Genomic DNA, 17,152 nt, shown 5'->3' with positions numbered 1-17,152 from the left:
TCCCGTAGCGCCCGGCCAGACCGATCGCCCGCGCGGGCACGCTCGTGAGCGCGGCGACCGCGTCGGCGAGGGGGAGTCCGCCCGCGACGACGAGGCGCAGCGCGGCATCCTGCGTCAGCGTCGATCCGGCGATCGCGCCGCCCTCGTCGAGGCGCGCGACGCCGTCGGTCACGGTCACGGCGAGGCCGCCGAGCTCGTACGCCCCGTCGGGCTCCCCCGCGGCACCCATCGCGTCGGTGATCAGCGCGATGCGCCCCGGTGCGCCCGCGAAGGCGAGGGCGATCACGTCGGGGTGCACGTGGATGCCGTCGGCGATCAGCTCGAGCGTCACCCGCTCGTCGCGCATCGCCGCGACTACGGGCCCGGGAGCACGGTGATGGATGCCGGGCATCGCGTTGAACGCGTGCGTGAGCAGTGTCGCGCCCGCGTCGAAGGCGGCGGATGCCTCGGCCTCGGTCGCGTTCGTGTGACCGACGGCCACGGCGACGCCGCCGGCGGCGAACTGCGCCGTCGCGGCGATCCCGCCGGGAAGCTCGGGCGCGAGGGTCACCTGGCGCACGGTGCCGCGACCCGCTTCAATGAGGCGCGCGACAGCGGCCTCGTCGGGCGCGCGCAGCAGCCCCTCGGTGTGGGCGCCCTTATGACCGACGTCGAGGAACGGGCCCTCGAGGTGCGAGCCGAGGATCGTCGCGTCGCGTTCGGTGAGGTCGGCGATGAGGGCGACCCGCGCCGCCAGGTCGTCGATCGATGCCGTGACGAGCGAGAGCACGGCGCGGGTCGTGCCGTGCGCGCGGTGCACCGCGCGGGCGGTCGCGACCGCGGCGAGCCCGTCGTCGTACGACGCGCCCCCGCCGCCGTGCCCGTGGATGTCGATGAACCCGGGGGTGAGGTAGGCGCCGGCCGCGTCGATCGCGTCGCCGGCGGGGAGGGCCCGCCACTCGTCGCCCGTGCCGGTGCGCAGCACCGTGGCGCCCTCGAGGGCGACCCACGCGTCGTTCGTCACCGCGCCGTCGTCGACGAGGCGGGCCGAGTGGATGACGGTGGTCATGCGTCCGCGCCCGCGTCAACCGTGGCGGCCGTGGTGGTCCCGGTGGCATCCTCGCTCACCCAGTCGATGCCCTCGAGCGGGGTGAAGCCGATGCCCTGGCTCGTCCACAGCGGTGCGAGTGCGCCGACCCGCGTCGCGAACGAGTCCCACGTGCGCAGCTCGCTCGCACCCACCGCGGGCGACCACGCGGCCTCGGCAGCAGCAGCCGCCCGGGGGAACGCGAGGGCGTCGATGTCGGCGAGAGTGCGGACGGTCTCGGTCCACAGCGGCGCCTCGACCCCGAGGATCTGCTCGTCGGCGACGCCGTCGATGACCTCCGCCGGGTCCCACTCGTACGCACGGCGGGCGGTCGTGACGCCTCGCGCCCACGTGAGCCCGAGCGGCGAGTCCGCGTCGAACTTCATGTCGAGGTAGATCGCGTCGGCGGGGGAGAGGATGAGCTTCGCCCTGTCGGACCCGATCGCGGTGAAGCCGCGCGCCTTGGCATCCATGCCGTCGATCGGCTCGACGTAGCCCCAGAACTGCCCGACCGTCGTCGGGTCGAGGTCGGATGCGGTGCCCGCCTCGTGCCACGCGACGGGGGTCTTGCCGAGGTCGGCCGCCAGGCGGCTGACCCGCCCGATGAAGTAGTCGTAGTCCTCTGCCGACGTGCCGAGCGCCTCGTCGCCGCCGATGTGCAGGTAGGGCCCGGGGGTGAGGCGCGCGACCTCGCCCAGCACGTCGGCGAGGAAGGCGTACGTCGCCTCGTCGCGGATCTTCAGCGACGAGAACCCGACCGCCATGCCGTCGTAGGCCACGCCGTTCACGGGCAGCGCGCCGCCGTAGTCGCGCACGATCTCGCGGATGTGATCGCTCAGCACGGGCTCTTCCGACAGCTCGGGGTAGGCGAGGGTGACGGCGTGGGTGTGGCCGGGCAGATCGATCTCGGGCACCACGAGCATGTGGTGGGCGCCCGCGTAGTCGATGATCTCGCGGTAGTCGTCGTGCGAGTAGAAGCCGCCCGGGTCGCCGCCGACCGACGTCGCCGACGCCTTCTCGGTGAGCAGGGGGCGCGATTCGAGCTGCAGGCGCCAGCCCTGGTCGTCGGTGAGGTGCAGATGCAGCGCGTTGAACTTCAGCGCCGAGGCGCGGTCGATGAAGGCCTTGACCGTCGCCACGTCGTGGAAGTGGCGCGCGACGTCGAGCATGACGCCGCGGTAGCCGAAGCGGGGCGCGTCGTCGATCGTGACGGCGGGCACCTGCCACCCGAAGGCTGCGGGCGAGAGCAGCTGACCGAGGGTCTGCACGCCGTAGAAGAGGCCGGCCGCGTCGGCGCCGGAGACGACGATGGATGCCTCGGTCGCCGCGAGCCGGTACGAGTCGGCGGGCCCGTCGCCGGTGATCTCGAGCACGATCGCGCCCTCCGTGCCGTCGCGCGCGGCGCTGCGGCCGGCGTCGGCGGGGCGGGTCGCGAGGGTCAGCCCGGTGCGGGTCTCGACGAGGGAGCGCAGCGCGCGGGCGGCCTCGGCGTCGCCGACGATCGGGGTCTCGCCCACCACGGCGAACGGCGCGGAGCCCGCCGACGTGATCGAGGCGGGGGCGGGGACGACGGAGGGGAGGGCCACGATGCTCCATTCTCGGGGAAGGCCCGGCCGCGCGCGAGCGGTCGGGCGCCGGGGCTGCGGGGCCCGCGACTGCTTCCATCTTTCCCGAATCGATTCGAGTTATAAAGCGCCCTAACAAATGTGGATGCCGATGTTTTCTGCTCACGCGGCGCCCGGCACCGTCGGATATGCTCGCTGTGTCGCAACTGGCGTTGAGGTGGGCCACCACCGGGGAGCGACCATTCGGCAGTCGACCGTTCGCCTGGGTCGGGGCCTCGGTGACCGAGTGCCGCCCTGCGCGGCGCATCGGAGGCCGGCAGCCCTCGTTCGCACGACCCAGGAGAACACCATGACCGACCCGTCCTTCAACGCCCCGCTCGCCGAGGTCGACCCCGAGATCGCCCAGGTGCTCGAGCGCGAGCTCGACCGCCAGCGCGGCTACCTCGAGATGATCGCCTCGGAGAACTTCGTGCCCGTCTCGGTCCTGCAGTCGCAGGGCTCGGTGCTCACCAACAAATACGCCGAGGGCTACCCCGGCCGTCGCTACTACGGCGGCTGCGAAGAGGTCGACGTCGCCGAAGAGCTCGCGATCGCACGCGCCAAGGCGCTGTTCGGTGCCGAGTTCGCCAACGTGCAGCCGCACTCCGGGGCATCCGCCAACGCGGCCGTGCTGCACGCCATCGCGCGCCCCGGCGACACCCTGCTCGGCCTGTCGCTCGACCACGGCGGGCACCTCACGCACGGCATGAAGATCAACTTCTCGGGCCGGCTCTACAACATCGTCGCGTACGGCGTCGACCCCGAGACCTCGATCATCGACATGGACGAGGTCGAGCGCCTCGCCGTCGAGCACTCGCCCAAGGTCATCATCGCCGGGTGGTCGGCCTACCCCCGTCAGCTCGACTTCGCGCGCTTCCGCGAGATCGCCGACAAGGTCGGCGCCCTCCTCTGGGTCGACATGGCGCACTTCGCCGGTCTCGTCGCGGCGGGCCTGCACCCCTCGCCCGTGCCCTACGCCGACGTCGTGTCGTCGACGGTGCACAAGACGATCGGCGGCCCGCGCTCGGGCTTCATCCTGACCAACGATGCCGACCTCGCCAAGAAGATCAACACCGCCGTCTTCCCGGGCCAGCAGGGTGGACCGCTCATGCACGTGATCGCGGCGAAGGCGACCGCGTTCAAGCTCGCGGCGAGCCCCGCGTTCGTCGAGCGTCAGGAGCGCACGGTGCGCGGCGCCGCAACCCTCGCCGAGCGTCTGACCCAGCCCGACGTCGCCGCCGCCGGCATCTCGGTGCGCTCGGGCGGCACCGACGTGCACCTCGTGCTCGTCGACCTGCGCGACGCCGAGATCGACGGCAAGCAGGCCGAGGACCTGCTGCACGAGATCCACATCACGGTCAACCGCAACGCCGTGCCGAACGACCCGCGCCCGCCGATGGTGACCTCGGGTCTGCGGATCGGCACGCCCGCCCTCGCCACCCGCGGCTTCGGCGACGCCGAGTTCACCGAGGTCGCCGACATCATCGCGCTCGCGCTGCTGCCCGGTGCCGACCTCGAGGCGCTCCGCACCCGCGTGGCATCCCTCACCGCCGCGTTCCCCCTCTACCCCGGCCTCACCCAGTAACCCGCCCCGCCCCGTCCCACCCCCGCCCCGCCCCACCCGCGAGACACCGTTCCTGCGCCGAGACTACGCGGGTGGACCGGCGCCTCGGCGCACAGACGGTGTCTCGCCGAAGACGGGCGGGGACAACGACAGGAGAATCGCCGTGACGGCACAGAAACTCGACGGGCGGGCCACCGCCGCGGCGATCAAGGCAGAGCTCGCCGAGCGGGTCGCGAAGCTGAAGGCCCAGGGCATCACCCCGGGCATCGCGACGGTGCTCGTGGGGGCAGACCCCGCGTCGCAGCTGTACGTCGGCATGAAGCATCGCGAGTCCGAGGCGATCGGCATGAACTCGATCCAGGTCGAGCTGCCGGCGGATGCCACGCAGGCGGAGGTCGAGGCGGAGATCGACCGCCTCAACGCCGATGAGACGTGCCACGGCTACATCGTGCAGCTGCCGCTGCCGCGCCACCTCGACACCGACCGCATCCTCGAGCGGATCGACCCTGCGAAAGACGCCGACGGCCTGCACCCGGTGAACCTCGGCAAGCTCGTGCTGAACGTGAACGACCCGATCACCTCGCCCCTGCCGTGCACTCCGCGAGCCGTCATCGAACTGCTCGTGCGCAACGGCTATGCGCTCGCCGGCACGCACGTCGTGGTCGTCGGTCGCGGCGTCACGATCGGGCGCTCGATCGGGCTGCTGCTCACCCGGCGCGACGTCAACGCGACTGTGACGCTCACCCACACGGGCACGCGCGACCTGCCGTCGTACCTGCGGCAGGCCGACGTCATCGTGGGAGCGGCAGGGGTCAAGCACCTCATCCGCCCCGAAGACGTCAAGCCCGGCGCCGCAGTGCTCGACGTCGGCGTCACGCGCGAGACCGACCCCGAGACGGGCAAGTCGAAGGTCTACGGCGACATCGCGCCGGGCGTCGACGAGGTGGCCGGCTGGCTCTCGCCGAACCCCGGCGGCGTGGGGCCCATGACGGTCGCCCTGCTCATGACGAACGTCGTCGAGGCGGCGGAGCGCACGATCCGCGCCTGAGCGTCAGCCCGAGGCATCCGTGCGCGCTGCGTGGCGTCGGCGCGCGCCGCATGAACTCCGCAGAATGTCGCGAGAATGTCGCGAACTCCGCATCGGAAGGCCGTGTGGGCTGCGGAGTTCGTGAGTATCTGCGGGGTTCGTCGTGGGACGGATGCCACGTCGGGGGTGGATGCCACGCCAGCCCGCGCATCCTGGGGCGTCAGCCCTCGGCATCCGTTCGGACGCGCTCGCCGCGCAGGTGCGCCTGCACGAGCGCGTCGTGCTCGGCGTCGGTCAGGGCGTCGAAGTCTGCGGCCTCGGCGCGGTCGCGGCGCGCCCAGCGCATGAGCAGCAGGATCAGCACCGGCACGTCGGCCGCCTCGGCGATGAACCAGAGCAGGTCGCCCGCGAGGTGCTGATCGTGCAACGGATTCGGCCACCAGCCGCTGCCGGTCGCGGTCGTGATGCCGTCGATGACCGTGTCGTTCAGGCGCATGAGGATGCCCGGGATCGAGTCGATCACGAGCTCGACGAACGCCAGCAGGAACTCGATCGCGAGAAAGGTCGACGCGTGCACGCCGGTGAGCGCCATCATCGGCACCATGAGGGCGAGACCGGCGACGACCGTCACCGCGCCGATCGCCTCGCCGATGACGGGGGAGGTGCGGAGCACTCCCACGACGGGGGTGAGGAAGACGCAGAACACCGCCGCCGTGAACAGCGTCAGGAACATCGCGTTGCCGAGCAGTCGCGCCGCCCGCCCACCGAGCACCCGATCGAGCCGAGCGCGCCCCGCATCGCCCATGCCCGCGCGGGCTAGCTCGACCGGCTTGCCGAGGGCGATGAGGGCGGGCACCGCGAGCAGCAGCAGCGCGATGCGCGCCGTGAACGCCCAGCGCAGCTGCGCCGACCACGTGCCGAGAAAGCCGAGCTCGACCACGGCATACGATCCGAGCCCGAGCGCGAAGAACAGCACGGTGCGCCGCCGCGGCCACGAGACGCCGCGGCGCGCGGCGCGACGGATGCCGAGGGCATAGCCGATCGCCGCGACGGCCAGGACGGCGAGGGTCACAGGGTCGGCGCGCCACGTCGTGAGGAGAGCATCGATGGGAGGCGTGCGCACAGCATACGCCGCGTGCCTGTGTCGCGTCGGGTCAGGCGGTGAAGCGGGTCACCCGGCGTAGCCGCCCGCGTCGGGTCACGCGGTGAAGCGGGTGAGGAACGCGCGGGTGCGCGGGTGCTCGGGCGCCCCGAACAGCTGCGCGGGCGGGCCCTCTTCGACGATGACGCCCTCGTCGAGAAAGACGACCCGGTCGGCGACGCCTTGCGCGAACGCCATCTCGTGCGTCGCCATCAGGATCGTCGCGCCGCTGCCGGCGAGCGAGCGCACGAGGTCGAGCACCTCGCCGACGAGCTCGGGGTCGAGCGCCGAAGTGATCTCGTCGAGCAGCAGCACCTCGGGGTCGGTCGCGATCGCGCGGGCGATCGCGACGCGCTGCTGCTGCCCGCCCGACAGGCGGTCGGGGTGGGCCCCCGCGAAATCGGCGAGCCCGACGCGCTCGAGCAGGGCCATCGCGCGCGCCTCGGCATCCTTTCGCGGCACTTTGTGCACCACCCGCGACGCGAGCGTCACGTTGCCGAGCACCGTCAGGTGCGGGAACAGGTTGTAGCTCTGGAACACCGCGCCCAGGCACGCGCGCACTCGGTTGCCGTCGATGCGGGGGTCGGAGATGTCTTCGTCGCCGAGAAAGATGCGCCCGTCGTCGATCGGCTCGAGCAGGCCGAGGCAGCGGAGCAGGGTCGACTTTCCCGATCCGGATGCCCCGATGAGGGCGACCACTTCGTGTGCCGCGAGCGAGACCGAGACCCCGCGCAGCACCGGGCGCTCGCCGAACGCCTTCCAGACGCCCTCGGCGCGGAGAGCGGATGCCGGGGGCGCGGATGCCGGGTGCGCCGGCCCGGGCAGCGGGGGAGGAACGGCGCCGGTCACAGCACGGCTCCGCTCTGCTCGCGGTCGCGCAGCCGCGCCGTGTACCAGTCGGCGAAGCGGATCGTCGGGATCGCGAGCAGCACGAACAAGATGCCGGCGAGGACATACGGGGTGAAGTTGTAGCTCAGCGCGTTGGCCGAGCGCGCAGCGGCGATCGCGTCGATCGCACCGAGGATCGAGATGAGGCCCACGTCTTTCTGCATCGAGACGAAGTCGTTCATGAGCGGCGGCGTCATCTTGCGCAGGGCCTGCGGCAGCACGATGCGCCGCAGCGTCTGCCCGTAGCCGAGCCCGAGCGCGCGCGCCGCGAGGCGCTGAGAGGGGTGCACCGCGTCGATTCCCGCGCGGATCACCTCGGCGACGTACGACGAATACGTGAGGGTCACGGCGAGCACCCCGAGGAGCACGACCGGGATGCGCGTGTTCGTGATCGTCGGCAGGCCGAAGCCCACGAGGTAGAGCACGATGATGAACGGGAACCCGCGGAACAGGTCGGTGTAGGCCGCCGCGACGACCCGCACCGGAAAGAACACCGCACCCGGGAGCGTCCGCAGAAACGCGATCAGGAGCGCCGCCGCGGCCACCGTCACGACCGAGATCGCGAGCACCTGCAGGTTCACGAGAAAGCCGTCCCACACCTTCGGCAGCGACGCGACGGCCGTTGCCGGGTCGAAGAAGGTCTGCTGCACCTTCGTCCACCCGGGGGTGTTCACGACGCTCACCCACACGACGGCGGCGAACACGAGCGTCGAGGCGATCGCGATCAGCACCGAGCGCCGCTCGCGGCCGCGCCGGTAGGCGCGCCGTTCGAGTTCGAGGGCGCTGGGGGTGTGCGAGCTCACGAGACGACGCTACCCGAGCGGGGCCGGGCGGCCGAGTTCGGCCCGGCCTTCGACAGGACGGTCACTTCAGCTGCGGTACGCCCTCGGTGAGCACCGAGAGCCACTGCTTCTCGAGCGCGTCGAGAGTGCCGTCGGCGCGCAGCGTGTCGACCGCGTTGGTGACGCGCGCGGTCAGCGGCGAGTCTTTCTGCAGCAGCAGCCCCCACTGGTCGGGAACGCCCGCCGCGGGCAGCTCGCCCACCATGAAGCCGCCGTCGATGTAGTAGTTCGCGGCGAGGTAGGCCGTCGGGGTGTCGAGCACCATCGCGTCGATCTGGCCGGCCTCGAGGGCGGCGCGGGCGTCTTCGTTCGAGCTGAACAGCGCCGCGGGCGTCGTCGGGGCGATGGCCTCCTCGATCGTGGTTGCGCTGGTCGAGCCGGCCATCGCGCCGAGCAGCAGCCCCTTGGCGCCGGCCAGGTCGGTCACGCCGTCGGCCTTGCCGCCCTTGATCGCGACGATCGTCTGGCTCGCCTCGAAGTAGGGCGACGAGAAGTCGACGGCCTGCTTGCGCTCGTCGGTGATCGTGTACTGCTGGATGTTGAAGTCGAAGTTCTTCGGACCCGGCGCGATCGCCGCCTCGAACGACGTGCGCACCCACACGACGTCGTCTTTGCTGAAGCCGAGTTTCTCGGCGACGGCATAGGCGACGGCCGCCTCGAAGCCCTTGCCCGAGGTGGGGTCGTCGTTGTACACGTACGGCTCGTAGGCGGTCTGCCCGGTCGCGATGGTCAGCTTGCCGGGGGTCACGTAGTCGGTCCCGGGGTCGGCGCTCGACGACGACGAGTCGGCGGCGCCGGAGCAGCCGGCGAGGGCGAGGAGCGTGGCGGCCGCGACGGCGGCGAGGGCGGTGCGCAGGGCAGGACGCGACATGACGGAGACCTTCCGGGTGTGGGAGCGCGGCGCGTCGCATGCTGTGGACGCAAGCCGCAGCATCCATCATCGCCGCTCGCCGCTCGCCGCGGCCGGGCGGGCGGTGCGGGTCCCTTTGTTACAGGGTCGTCATGCGCCCCACGCGGCGCGCGGGCCGCGCGAGGAGAGGGCCCTCAGCCGAGATCGTCGAGCATCTTGCGCTGCTCGGGGGTGAGGCCGTCGTCGGGCGCCGAGGCGACGGTCGGGGCTGCTGTGGTGGACGGGATGCCTGCGTCGCCGCCGCGCCCGCCGCGAAGCCCCGCCGTGGCGCGGTCGTAGTACGTGCCGGTCTTCGCCTCGATGCGATCGTCGATGCGCGCATAGACGACCCAGCCGATCGCGATGATGATCGGGGGCAGCACGTAGGCCCAGAACCAGCTGCCGCGTGCGTTCACGCCGGTGAGCAGCAGCGTGATGACCCAGATGATCGCGGCGACGGCGAGTACGAGCAACGCCTGCACGAGCGCCTCGCCGATGCGGGTGCGCTCGCCGGCGCTCTTGGCGGCCGACTTCGTGAACGCCCCCTGCAGGAGCGGCTTCACGAAGAGTTCGGCGAGAGTGAGGATGACCGATGCCCACAGCACCGCCCACCCCACATGCGCCGGCGTGAGCAGCCCGATCACGAGCAGCACGACGACGTTGAACACGTACAGCGAGACGAATCGCACGATCCAGGTCTTCATGCCCCCAGAGTGCCATGACCTGCCGCGTGCGGGGAGGATTCGGCTGCAACCGTCGCCGCATCGTGCCGCGGCGCGCGCTTCGGCGAGGCCGCATCCACGCGGCCGTGCCGTGCGGCCGCGGCGATCCACCCGGACCGTGTGGCCTCGTCGCTGAAGCGGATCGGCGTGTGTCGCGTGATCCCGATCGTGCGTATGCCGCAGTAGCCGAAAGTAGCCCGGGCGAGCGACGCCTCGGCCGCGCCGCGGTAGGCGAGGCGGTTCCACAGCCGAGGCGAATCCATCGTCATGACGATCCGTGCGGTCCGCCCGCGCAGCAGCCGGTCGGAGAGGGCGGAGCGCTCGCGGTAGCGGAACGCCGCACCGGCGAGGAAGACCCGGTCGATGAACGCTTTGAGCGCCGCCGGCACGGTGCCCCACCATTGCGGGTGGAAGACCGTCAGGTGGTCGGCCCAGCGCACGTCGTCGAGGTAGCGGGCGACGTCGGGATCGAGGGGGAGGTCGTCGTGCCCGGGCCGCGGCATCCGCAACTGGTCGCGGGTGTGCGGGTGTGCGGGGATCGGGTCGTGGGCGAGATCGATGACCCGCACCTCGGCGCCGGCGGCGCGCGCCGCGCCGGCGTAACCGTCTGCCAGCGCGTGCGCGAGGCTGCCCGGGATCGGGTTGCCGATGATGACGAGCAGGCGTCGGTTCACAGGGAGCGGCCTTTCGAGATGACGATGTCGGTGAGGCGGGCGAGGTGCGCGTTGAGGGCGCCGTCGTCGATCGGGTCGTGCGCGGATGCCGGCCCTTTGCGCATCTCGGCGAGCATGCCGGCGAACTCGGCCTCCAGCTCACCGCCGGCGATGCGCACGAGGTCGGCGCCCCGAGGCGTCAGCCCCAGGACGATGCGCCGCCCTTCTCCGCCGTCCGCGGTGATCCAGCCGTCGGCGACGAGGGCGGGCACGCGCTTGCTGACGGCGGCTTTCGTGACGCGCAGGCAGCGGGCGAGCCCCGTGATGTCGATGGGGGCGGTCTCGGCGAGCGTGGCGAGCAGCTCGAAGAGGTTGTACGAGACGCCGTGGTGCTCACGCAGATGGGCGTCGGCATAGATGTCGAGCTCGGCCACGAGCTCGTGGAGCGTGACGGTGATGCGTTCGGCCATACCCCGAGTCAACCAGTTGACACATGGTGTGTCAACTGGTTGACTCGTCGGTGCGGGTGACGGGTGCCGCGCCCGCCGCGGGGGGTCAGAGGATCGAGACCAGGCGGTCGAGGTCGTCGTCGGGGAGGGTGTCCGCGGTCGCCGTGACGACGACGTCGAAGAGGTCGGCGCGGCCGCTCAGCACGTTGAGGAACGCCGTGTCCGACGCATCCCGCCCCGTCGCGATGCGCACGAGGGTGCCCCGCGGGGCCAGCGTCGTCGCATCGACGACGCGCCACCCGCCGTCGACCCACGCTTCGGCGACCGCGTGGAAGTCCATCGGATCGAGCCCCGGCGCATAGACAGCTACGAGGCGCGCGGGAATGCCCTGGGCGCGCAGCAGCGCGACGCACAGGTGGCTGTAGTCGCGGCACACGCCCTGGCGTGCGAGCAGCGTGCGGACCGCCCCGTCGGTGGGGAGGCTCGAACCGCTCACGTACGAGAGCTTCGTGCCGACCCACGACGACACCGCGAGGAGCGTGGAGCGCTCGTCGCCCGCCTCACCGAACTCGGCCGCCGCGGTCGGCGCGAGGGCATCGGACTCGGCGTACCGGCTCGGGCGACCGTAGACGAGCAGCTCCGTTTCGTCGGCCGCGTCGAGCGGCGCGGCCTCGCCGTCGATCGTCGCCGCGTAGTCGACGACGAGCCGGCCCGGGCTCGCGGTCAGGCGGTGCAGCCGCCCGCCGTGCGCGTCGGAGAGCTCGCGGAACGCCACCGGCGCCCCGTCGAGCGTCGCGGTGAGAGACTCCGAGGTCGGCACGTAGGCCGTGGCGACGGCGATCGCGAACACGAGATCGGCCGTCTGGGTGACGTCGAGGACGATGTGACTGGTCACAGTGCGCTGCATGAGCACAGGGTGTCACACTCCGAGGCATCCGCGTCGCTAGCATCCGGGTGCACGCCGCGCAATCCCGTGGGGCGGCGCGGGCAGGGCGCCTAGTGTCGAACCATGGCATCTACGACAGCGACCAAGAACAAGCGCAAGCCCGCGCACGGAGCACGGCTGACGAACGAGCAGAACGCCGAGAGCGGCTTCACCGCCTCCAAGGAGCTGAGCGAGAACCTGCAGAAGGTGCTCGTCGACCTCATCGAGCTCGCCTCGCAGGGCAAGCAGGCGCACTGGAACGTCATCGGCACGAACTTCCGCGACACGCACCTCGCGCTCGACGAGATCATCGACTCCGCGCGCGAGTTCAGCGACACGATAGCCGAGCGCATGCGCGCGCTGCACGCCCTGCCGGACGGCCGCAGCGACACCGTCGCCGAGTCGACCACCCTGCCCGAGTTCCCGCAGGGCGAGATCGCGACGACCGAGGTCATCGACCTCATCACGGCGCGACTGGAGGACACCGTCGCCACCTGCCGCGACGTGCACGACCAGGTCGACGAGGAAGACCCGACGAGCGCCGACATCTTCCACGAGATCATCGAGAAGCTCGAGCAGTACGCCTGGATGATGAGCGCCGAGAACCGCAAGGCGGCCACCTCGTGACCGACATGTACACGGCCCAGGATCCGACGACGCAGTATCCGCGGCCGCCGTTCCCGCCGCAGCAGCAGGATGCCCCGGGCGACATCCACGAGATGACGCCCGCGCCCGATCACGGCGAGAAGACCTACATCGGCTTCGGGCGGCTGCCCGGCCGGAAGGCGCTCGTGACCGGGGCGGACTCGGGCATCGGCCGCGCCGTCGCGATCGCCTACGCCCGCGAGGGCGCCGACGTCGCCCTGTCGTACCTCGCCGAGGAGCAGGAGCAGGCCGAGGAGGTCGCGGAGCTCATCCGCGCCGAGGGCCGCGCAGCGGTGCTCCTGCCGGGTGACATCCAGGAGGAGCAGGTGAGCATCGACGTCGTCGAGAAGGCGGCGGCGGAGCTCGGCGGGCTCGACATCCTCGTCCTCAACGCCGGCACGATGCCGACCGTCGACAGCATCGACGACTTCGAGACGAAGACCCTCGACCACGTCGTGAAGGTCAACATTTATCCGCTCTTCTGGATGACCAAGGCCGCCTCCCCGCACCTGAAGCCCGGCGCGGCGATCATCACGACGTCCTCCATCCAGGGCTTCGACCCGTCGCCGTCGCTCGCGGAGTACGCGGTGTCGAAGGCGGGCATCGCGAATTGGACGCGCGCCCTCGCGCAGCAGCTCATCGAGCGGGGCATTCGGGTCAACGGCGTCGCGCCGGGGCCGATCTGGACGCCGCTGCAGCCCGCGTTCGTGCCGAACGAGAAGATCGAGCACTTCGGCGAGCAGACCCCGATCGGGCGCGCCGGTCAGCCCGTCGAGCTCGCGCCCGCGTACGTGTTCCTCGCGTCGCAGGAGTCGAGCTACGTCGTGGGCGAGACCATCGCGGTGACCGGGGGCATGACGCTCACATGAGCGCAGCCCGGCGACGCGCCGTTCGCGCGAGCCCGCGATGACGATCCCGGGTCGAGAAGACCTCCGCACGTACGCGGCGATCGGCGACGGCCGGACGGTCGCGCTGATCGCCGCGGACGGGGGCATCGACTGGATGCCGATGCCGAACCTCGATTCGGCGCCGGTCTTCGCCCGGATCATCGACGACGCCGACGGCGGGTGCATCGAACTCGCCCCGGACGGGGAGTACACGGTGCGCCGCCGGTACCTCCCCGGCACGAACGTGCTGCAGACCACCTTCACGACGCCGGGCGGCGTCGCGACCGTCACCGACGCGCTCGTCACGGGCGTCGCCGGGCGGTTGCCGTGGGCGCAGCTCGTGCGCCGGATCGCGGGCATGCGCGGTGAGGTCCGGTTCCGCTGGGCGGTGCGACCGGGCACGCGTCTGCGGACAGCGGCGCCGTGGATCAAGAAGCACGACGGCGTGCACCTGCTGCAGGTGGGCTCGACGATGCTGGCGGTCATCGGCTCGGAGGTCGGTCGGCCGCGCGCCGACGCGACTTCCTCTCTCCTCTCCGCCGTGCGCGGCACGTTCACGACCGCGGCGGACTCGACGCACATCCTCGCGATCATCGCGAACGACGACGAGCCGCTGCACCTGGCCGATCCGGGCCTCATGGGCGCGAGCCTCGACCGCTCGATCGCGGGCTGGCGCGACTGGTCGAAGGAGTTCTCCTACGACGGACCGTGGCAGGATGCCGTGCAGCGCAGCGCCCTCGCCCTGAAACTCCTCGTCTACGCCCCGACGGGCGCCATCGCCGCCGCGGCGACGACGTCGCTGCCGGAGAATCCCGCGGGCGGGAAGAACTGGGACTACCGCTTCGCCTGGGTGCGCGACCTCGCCTACACGGCGCACGCGCTCGTGCGCTTCGGCCTGCGCGAGGAGACCCACGCCGCGCTGTCGTGGATGGTGAAGACCATCCGCGCCGACGGCGACCTGCGCGTCATGTACACCCTCCGGGGCGAGCCGGTGGAGGGCGTGGAGTTCTTCGACGCGCCCGGATGGGCCGGGATCGGCCCAGTCGTCACGGGCAACCCGGCCAGCGACCAGCTGCAGCTCGGCGTCTACGGCGACCTCTTCGCGATCTGCCGGACCTACGCGGATGCCGGGAACGTGCTCGATCCGGGCACGGCGTGCCTCCTGGCCGAGCTCGCCGACCGCGTGTGCGACCTGTGGCGCAACCGCGACTCGGGCATGTGGGAGCTGCCTGAGCTCGCGCACTACACGTCGTCGAAGATGGGATGCTGGCAGGCCCTCCGCGACGCGGTGCACCTCGTCGTGGCGGGCGCGATCCCGGTCGCCGACGGCGCCGTGGAGCGGTGGCAGGTGGAGCGGGACCGGATCGCCGCGTGGGTCGCCGAGGAATGCTGGTCAGAGGATCTCGGCGCGTACGTCATGGCGCCCGGATCGACCGCGCTCGACACCTCGGTGCTGCTGCACGCCGAGAGCGGTTTCGATCGCGGCGAACGGATGTCGCGGACGATCGACGCGCTCACCGCGCAGCTCGGAGCCGGGGCGCTGCTCTACCGGTACTCGGGCATGGAGCGCGAGGAGCACACGTTCGTGGCATCCGCCTTCTGGCGCGCCGGCGCGCTCGCGTGCGTGGGACGGCACGACGAGGCGATCGCCGCGATGGACGAACTCGTCGCCATGTCGAACGACGTCGGCCTCTACAGCGAGATGATCTCGGCCCGCGACGGGTCGTTCTGGGGCAACCTGCCGCAGGCGCTCAGCCATCTCGCCGTCGTGACGGCGGCGCTCACGATCCGCCAGGTCGTGCCGCCGAAGGCGCTCGAGGGGCACTGACCCGCTCGAGCGGACACTGACCGGCAGGGCCGGTCAGTGTCCGGCGAGGAGGTGCTGGGAGCTCCGCAGCGCGAGCGCGACCTGGGTGAGGGCGGGGTTGGCGGCGAGGGCGCTCGGGAAGGTCGAGTTGTCGACGATCCAGAGGTTCTCGACCTCGTGGCTGCGGCCCGAGGCATCCACCACGCCGTCCTGCGGGTCGTCGCTCATCCGGCAGGTGCCGAGCGTGTGCGCGGTGCGGTCGAGCACGCGGGTCGACGTGGCGCCCGCCGCCTCGAGGATCCGCACCATGACGTCGGTCGCGTGCCGCATCAGCGCCTTCTCGTTCGCCCCGGCGGTGAACGACACCTCGGCGCGCGGGATGCCGTGCTCGTCGACCTCGCCGGAGAGGACGAGCGCGTTGTCGCGCTGCGGCAGGCACTCGCCGTTGATGCCGAGTCCGGTCGTGTACCGCGCCCCTTCGAGGGCTGCCATGAGCTCGGTGCCCCACAGCCCGCCGCCGCGCACGAGCGACGTCGCGAACGTGAGCGGCATGACGCCGAGGCTCTGGATGAGGTAGCCGCCGGCGAAGTCGGCGCCGGGCGGACGCAGGAAGTCCTCGGTGATGAGCGAGGAGGGATACCCGCGGTAGGTGCGCTGCGGCGCGTCGAACGTGCCCCACACCTGGGTCGCCGGGTGGGCGAGGAAGTTCCGCCCGACCTGCCCGTTCGCGTTGCCGAGGTCGTTCGCCAGCAGCAGGCGCGGCGTCTCGACACCGCCCCCGGCCAGCACGAGCGCGCGGCACGGCTGGCGCAGATCGCGGCCGGCCTGGCGGTAGACGACCGCGCTCACCCGCCCCGCGGCATCGGTCTCGACGCTGTGCACCATCGCCTCGGCGCGGATCTCGGCGCCCGCCGCGATCGCCGCGGGGAGGTAGGTCGTCCCCATCGTCGCCTTCGCGCCGGTGCGGCAGCCCTGGTGGCAGGTGCCGCACGCGATGCACGCGCCGCGCGGGATGCCGTGCTGCTCGCGGGGGCGGGTCAGGACCGCGGCGGGGGCGTCGGTCGCGCGGATGCCGAGGACGCGGCAGCCGTCCGCCATGTGCTGCGCGGAGGCGTTGCGGCCGGCCGGCGCGTAGGCGTAGGAGCGGGCGGGATCCCAGGGATAGTCCGCGGGACCGCTGACGCCGAGATCGCGCTCCGCGCGGACGAGGAAGGGGAGGAGCTCCTCGAGGGAGAAGGGACAGTCGCGACCCTCACCCGTCTCGGTGCGCAGGCGCAGCTGACCCGCGTCGGGGCGCGGGGTGAACGCGCCCCAGTGCAGCGTCGATCCGCCGACGCCGCGGCCGGAGTTGTTCGGCCCGAACGCGGTCGGGTCGTCGCCGCCGGAGAGCCGCTCGCTCATCCAGTTGATCTCGGCGGCGTCGGTCTCGTCGGGCGTGTGATCGGCGGGGTCGAAGAACGGACCCGCCTCCAGGGCCACGACGCGCAGGCCGGCCGCGGCGAGTTCGGCGAGCACCGGGGCGCCGCCGGCGCCGGTGCCGACGATGACGACGTCGACCTCCTCGCCCGGCTCGAATCGGCGCATGCGAGAGGTGTCGAGGGCGAGGGCGCTCGTGGGGCCTCCGCTTCCGTCGCCGGTCACGCGGCGGGGCCCGAGGGGAGGGTGTCGCGCGAGGTGTCGACGTCGCCGAGACCGCCGGGTTCCCACGCCTCGCGGAGGCCGGCGGCGAGCATTGTGAACCCCCGAGGCTCGGGGAACCCGCGCGTGGCGAAGCTGTCGTTGCCGGTGCGGGCGAGGGATGCCGGGTGGGCGAGCCAATGGCGCACGAGGTCGACCCGGGCGTCTTCGGCCCACGCCTGCAGCTGCGCGGGCGAGAGTGCCGAGCCGGGCAGCTCAAGGCGGCCCGACACGAGCGCGGCGACGACGTCGTCGTCGAGGTTGACGTCGGCGAGCGCGTCGAGGGCGAGCCCCGCGGCGACCGCGTCGGGCGGGAGGTCGGCGCGGCGCCATCCGTCGCCCTCGCCCGCCGCGAGCTGCCGGTCG

At 72.0% G+C, this 17,152-nt stretch carries 16 protein-coding genes, 1 pseudogene and 1 riboswitch; of the genes and pseudogenes, 5 read left to right on the top strand and 12 right to left on the bottom strand.

Going from position 1 to position 17,152, the window contains the following annotated elements; translation table 11 throughout:
- Both nagA and G3N18_RS13245 read right to left on the bottom strand, forming a co-directional pair.
- On the bottom strand, positions 1-1,048 hold a 1,048-nt coding region (gene nagA / locus G3N18_RS13250; protein ID WP_196384751.1), incomplete at its 3' end, for an N-acetylglucosamine-6-phosphate deacetylase.
- Positions 1,045-2,652 carry a family 20 glycosylhydrolase gene (locus G3N18_RS13245; RefSeq protein ID WP_196384750.1) on the bottom strand — a complete coding sequence of 536 codons (1,608 nt, stop codon included), beginning with the start codon at positions 2,650-2,652 and terminating at the stop codon, positions 1,045-1,047. The genes nagA and G3N18_RS13245, both read right to left, overlap by 4 nt.
- A gap of 171 nt (positions 2,653-2,823) precedes the next feature.
- Positions 2,824-2,906: riboswitch (ZMP/ZTP riboswitch) on the top strand.
- Positions 2,907-2,980: 74 nt separating this feature from the next.
- On the opposite strand from G3N18_RS13245, the gene glyA reads away from it, so the two are divergent.
- Both glyA and G3N18_RS13235 read left to right on the top strand, forming a co-directional pair.
- On the top strand, positions 2,981-4,255 hold the full coding sequence (gene glyA / locus G3N18_RS13240) for a serine hydroxymethyltransferase (RefSeq protein WP_196384749.1): 1,275 nt from the start codon (positions 2,981-2,983) through the stop codon (positions 4,253-4,255).
- 142 nt (positions 4,256-4,397) lie between these two features.
- Complete coding sequence (locus tag G3N18_RS13235) at positions 4,398-5,282, top strand: bifunctional methylenetetrahydrofolate dehydrogenase/methenyltetrahydrofolate cyclohydrolase (protein ID WP_196384748.1); 885 nt, start codon at positions 4,398-4,400, stop codon at positions 5,280-5,282.
- A gap of 199 nt (positions 5,283-5,481) precedes the next feature.
- Here G3N18_RS13235 and G3N18_RS13230 read toward each other — a convergent pair whose 3' ends face one another.
- From G3N18_RS13230 to G3N18_RS13195, 8 genes are all read right to left on the bottom strand, one after another.
- A complete protein-coding gene (locus tag G3N18_RS13230; RefSeq protein ID WP_338038583.1) occupies positions 5,482-6,384 on the bottom strand; it encodes a cytochrome c oxidase assembly protein in 903 nt (300 codons plus the stop codon).
- Positions 6,385-6,459: 75 nt separating this feature from the next.
- Positions 6,460-7,227, bottom strand: a complete 768-nt coding sequence (locus G3N18_RS13225; protein ID WP_196384753.1) for an amino acid ABC transporter ATP-binding protein — start codon at positions 7,225-7,227, stop codon at positions 6,460-6,462.
- 20 nt (positions 7,228-7,247) lie between these two features.
- A complete protein-coding gene (locus G3N18_RS13220) occupies positions 7,248-8,093 on the bottom strand; it encodes an ABC transporter permease subunit (RefSeq protein WP_196384747.1) in 846 nt (281 codons plus the stop codon).
- A 61-nt stretch (positions 8,094-8,154) separates the two neighbouring features.
- Positions 8,155-9,003 carry an ABC transporter substrate-binding protein gene (locus tag G3N18_RS13215; RefSeq protein WP_196384746.1) on the bottom strand — a complete coding sequence of 283 codons (849 nt, stop codon included), beginning with the start codon at positions 9,001-9,003 and terminating at the stop codon, positions 8,155-8,157.
- A 173-nt stretch (positions 9,004-9,176) separates the two neighbouring features.
- Positions 9,177-9,725 (bottom strand): hypothetical protein, encoded by a 549-nt coding sequence (locus G3N18_RS13210; RefSeq protein WP_196384745.1) that lies wholly within the window; start codon positions 9,723-9,725, stop codon positions 9,177-9,179.
- Positions 9,722-10,417: an NAD(P)H-dependent oxidoreductase gene (locus G3N18_RS13205; RefSeq protein ID WP_196384744.1), complete on the bottom strand. Its 696-nt coding sequence runs from the start codon at positions 10,415-10,417 to the stop codon at positions 9,722-9,724. Before G3N18_RS13205 ends, G3N18_RS13210 begins: the two co-directional genes overlap by 4 nt.
- Positions 10,414-10,866 carry a MarR family winged helix-turn-helix transcriptional regulator gene (locus G3N18_RS13200; protein WP_196384743.1) on the bottom strand — a complete coding sequence of 151 codons (453 nt, stop codon included), beginning with the start codon at positions 10,864-10,866 and terminating at the stop codon, positions 10,414-10,416. The genes G3N18_RS13205 and G3N18_RS13200 overlap by 4 nt, the downstream gene beginning before the upstream one ends.
- Before the next feature lie 85 nt (positions 10,867-10,951).
- Positions 10,952-11,752, bottom strand: coding sequence for a transglutaminase-like domain-containing protein (locus tag G3N18_RS13195; protein WP_196384742.1), 801 nt, complete (start codon positions 11,750-11,752; stop codon positions 10,952-10,954).
- 102 nt (positions 11,753-11,854) lie between these two features.
- Here G3N18_RS13195 and G3N18_RS13190 point away from each other — a divergent pair, with 102 nt between their 5' ends.
- Genes G3N18_RS13190 through G3N18_RS13180 form a run of 3 tightly spaced genes read left to right on the top strand, consistent with a single transcriptional unit; the run spans position 11,855 to position 15,130 of the window.
- Positions 11,855-12,397 carry a Dps family protein gene (locus G3N18_RS13190; RefSeq protein WP_196384741.1) on the top strand — a complete coding sequence of 181 codons (543 nt, stop codon included), beginning with the start codon at positions 11,855-11,857 and terminating at the stop codon, positions 12,395-12,397.
- A gap of 5 nt (positions 12,398-12,402) precedes the next feature.
- Positions 12,403-13,284 (top strand): SDR family oxidoreductase, encoded by an 882-nt coding sequence (locus G3N18_RS13185; protein WP_196384752.1) that lies wholly within the window; start codon positions 12,403-12,405, stop codon positions 13,282-13,284.
- 37 nt (positions 13,285-13,321) lie between these two features.
- The gene (locus G3N18_RS13180) at positions 13,322-15,130 is read left to right on the top strand and encodes a glycoside hydrolase family 15 protein (RefSeq protein ID WP_196384740.1); all 1,809 of its coding nucleotides are present in this window, start codon (positions 13,322-13,324) and stop codon (positions 15,128-15,130) included.
- A 33-nt stretch (positions 15,131-15,163) separates the two neighbouring features.
- Here G3N18_RS13180 and G3N18_RS13175 read toward each other — a convergent pair whose 3' ends face one another.
- Both G3N18_RS13175 and G3N18_RS13170 read right to left on the bottom strand, forming a co-directional pair.
- Positions 15,164-16,750, bottom strand: a complete 1,587-nt coding sequence (locus G3N18_RS13175; RefSeq protein ID WP_338038580.1) for a GMC family oxidoreductase — start codon at positions 16,748-16,750, stop codon at positions 15,164-15,166.
- Positions 16,747-17,152 (bottom strand): annotated as a pseudogene (locus G3N18_RS13170) (hypothetical protein); the annotation flags it as partial. The pseudogene G3N18_RS13170 and the gene G3N18_RS13175, both read right to left, overlap by 4 nt.

Source organism: Microbacterium paulum (genome assembly GCF_015707995.1).
GTDB lineage: Bacteria > Actinomycetota > Actinomycetes > Actinomycetales > Microbacteriaceae > Microbacterium > Microbacterium paulum.
This window is presented reverse-complemented; position numbering and strand designations above follow the sequence as displayed.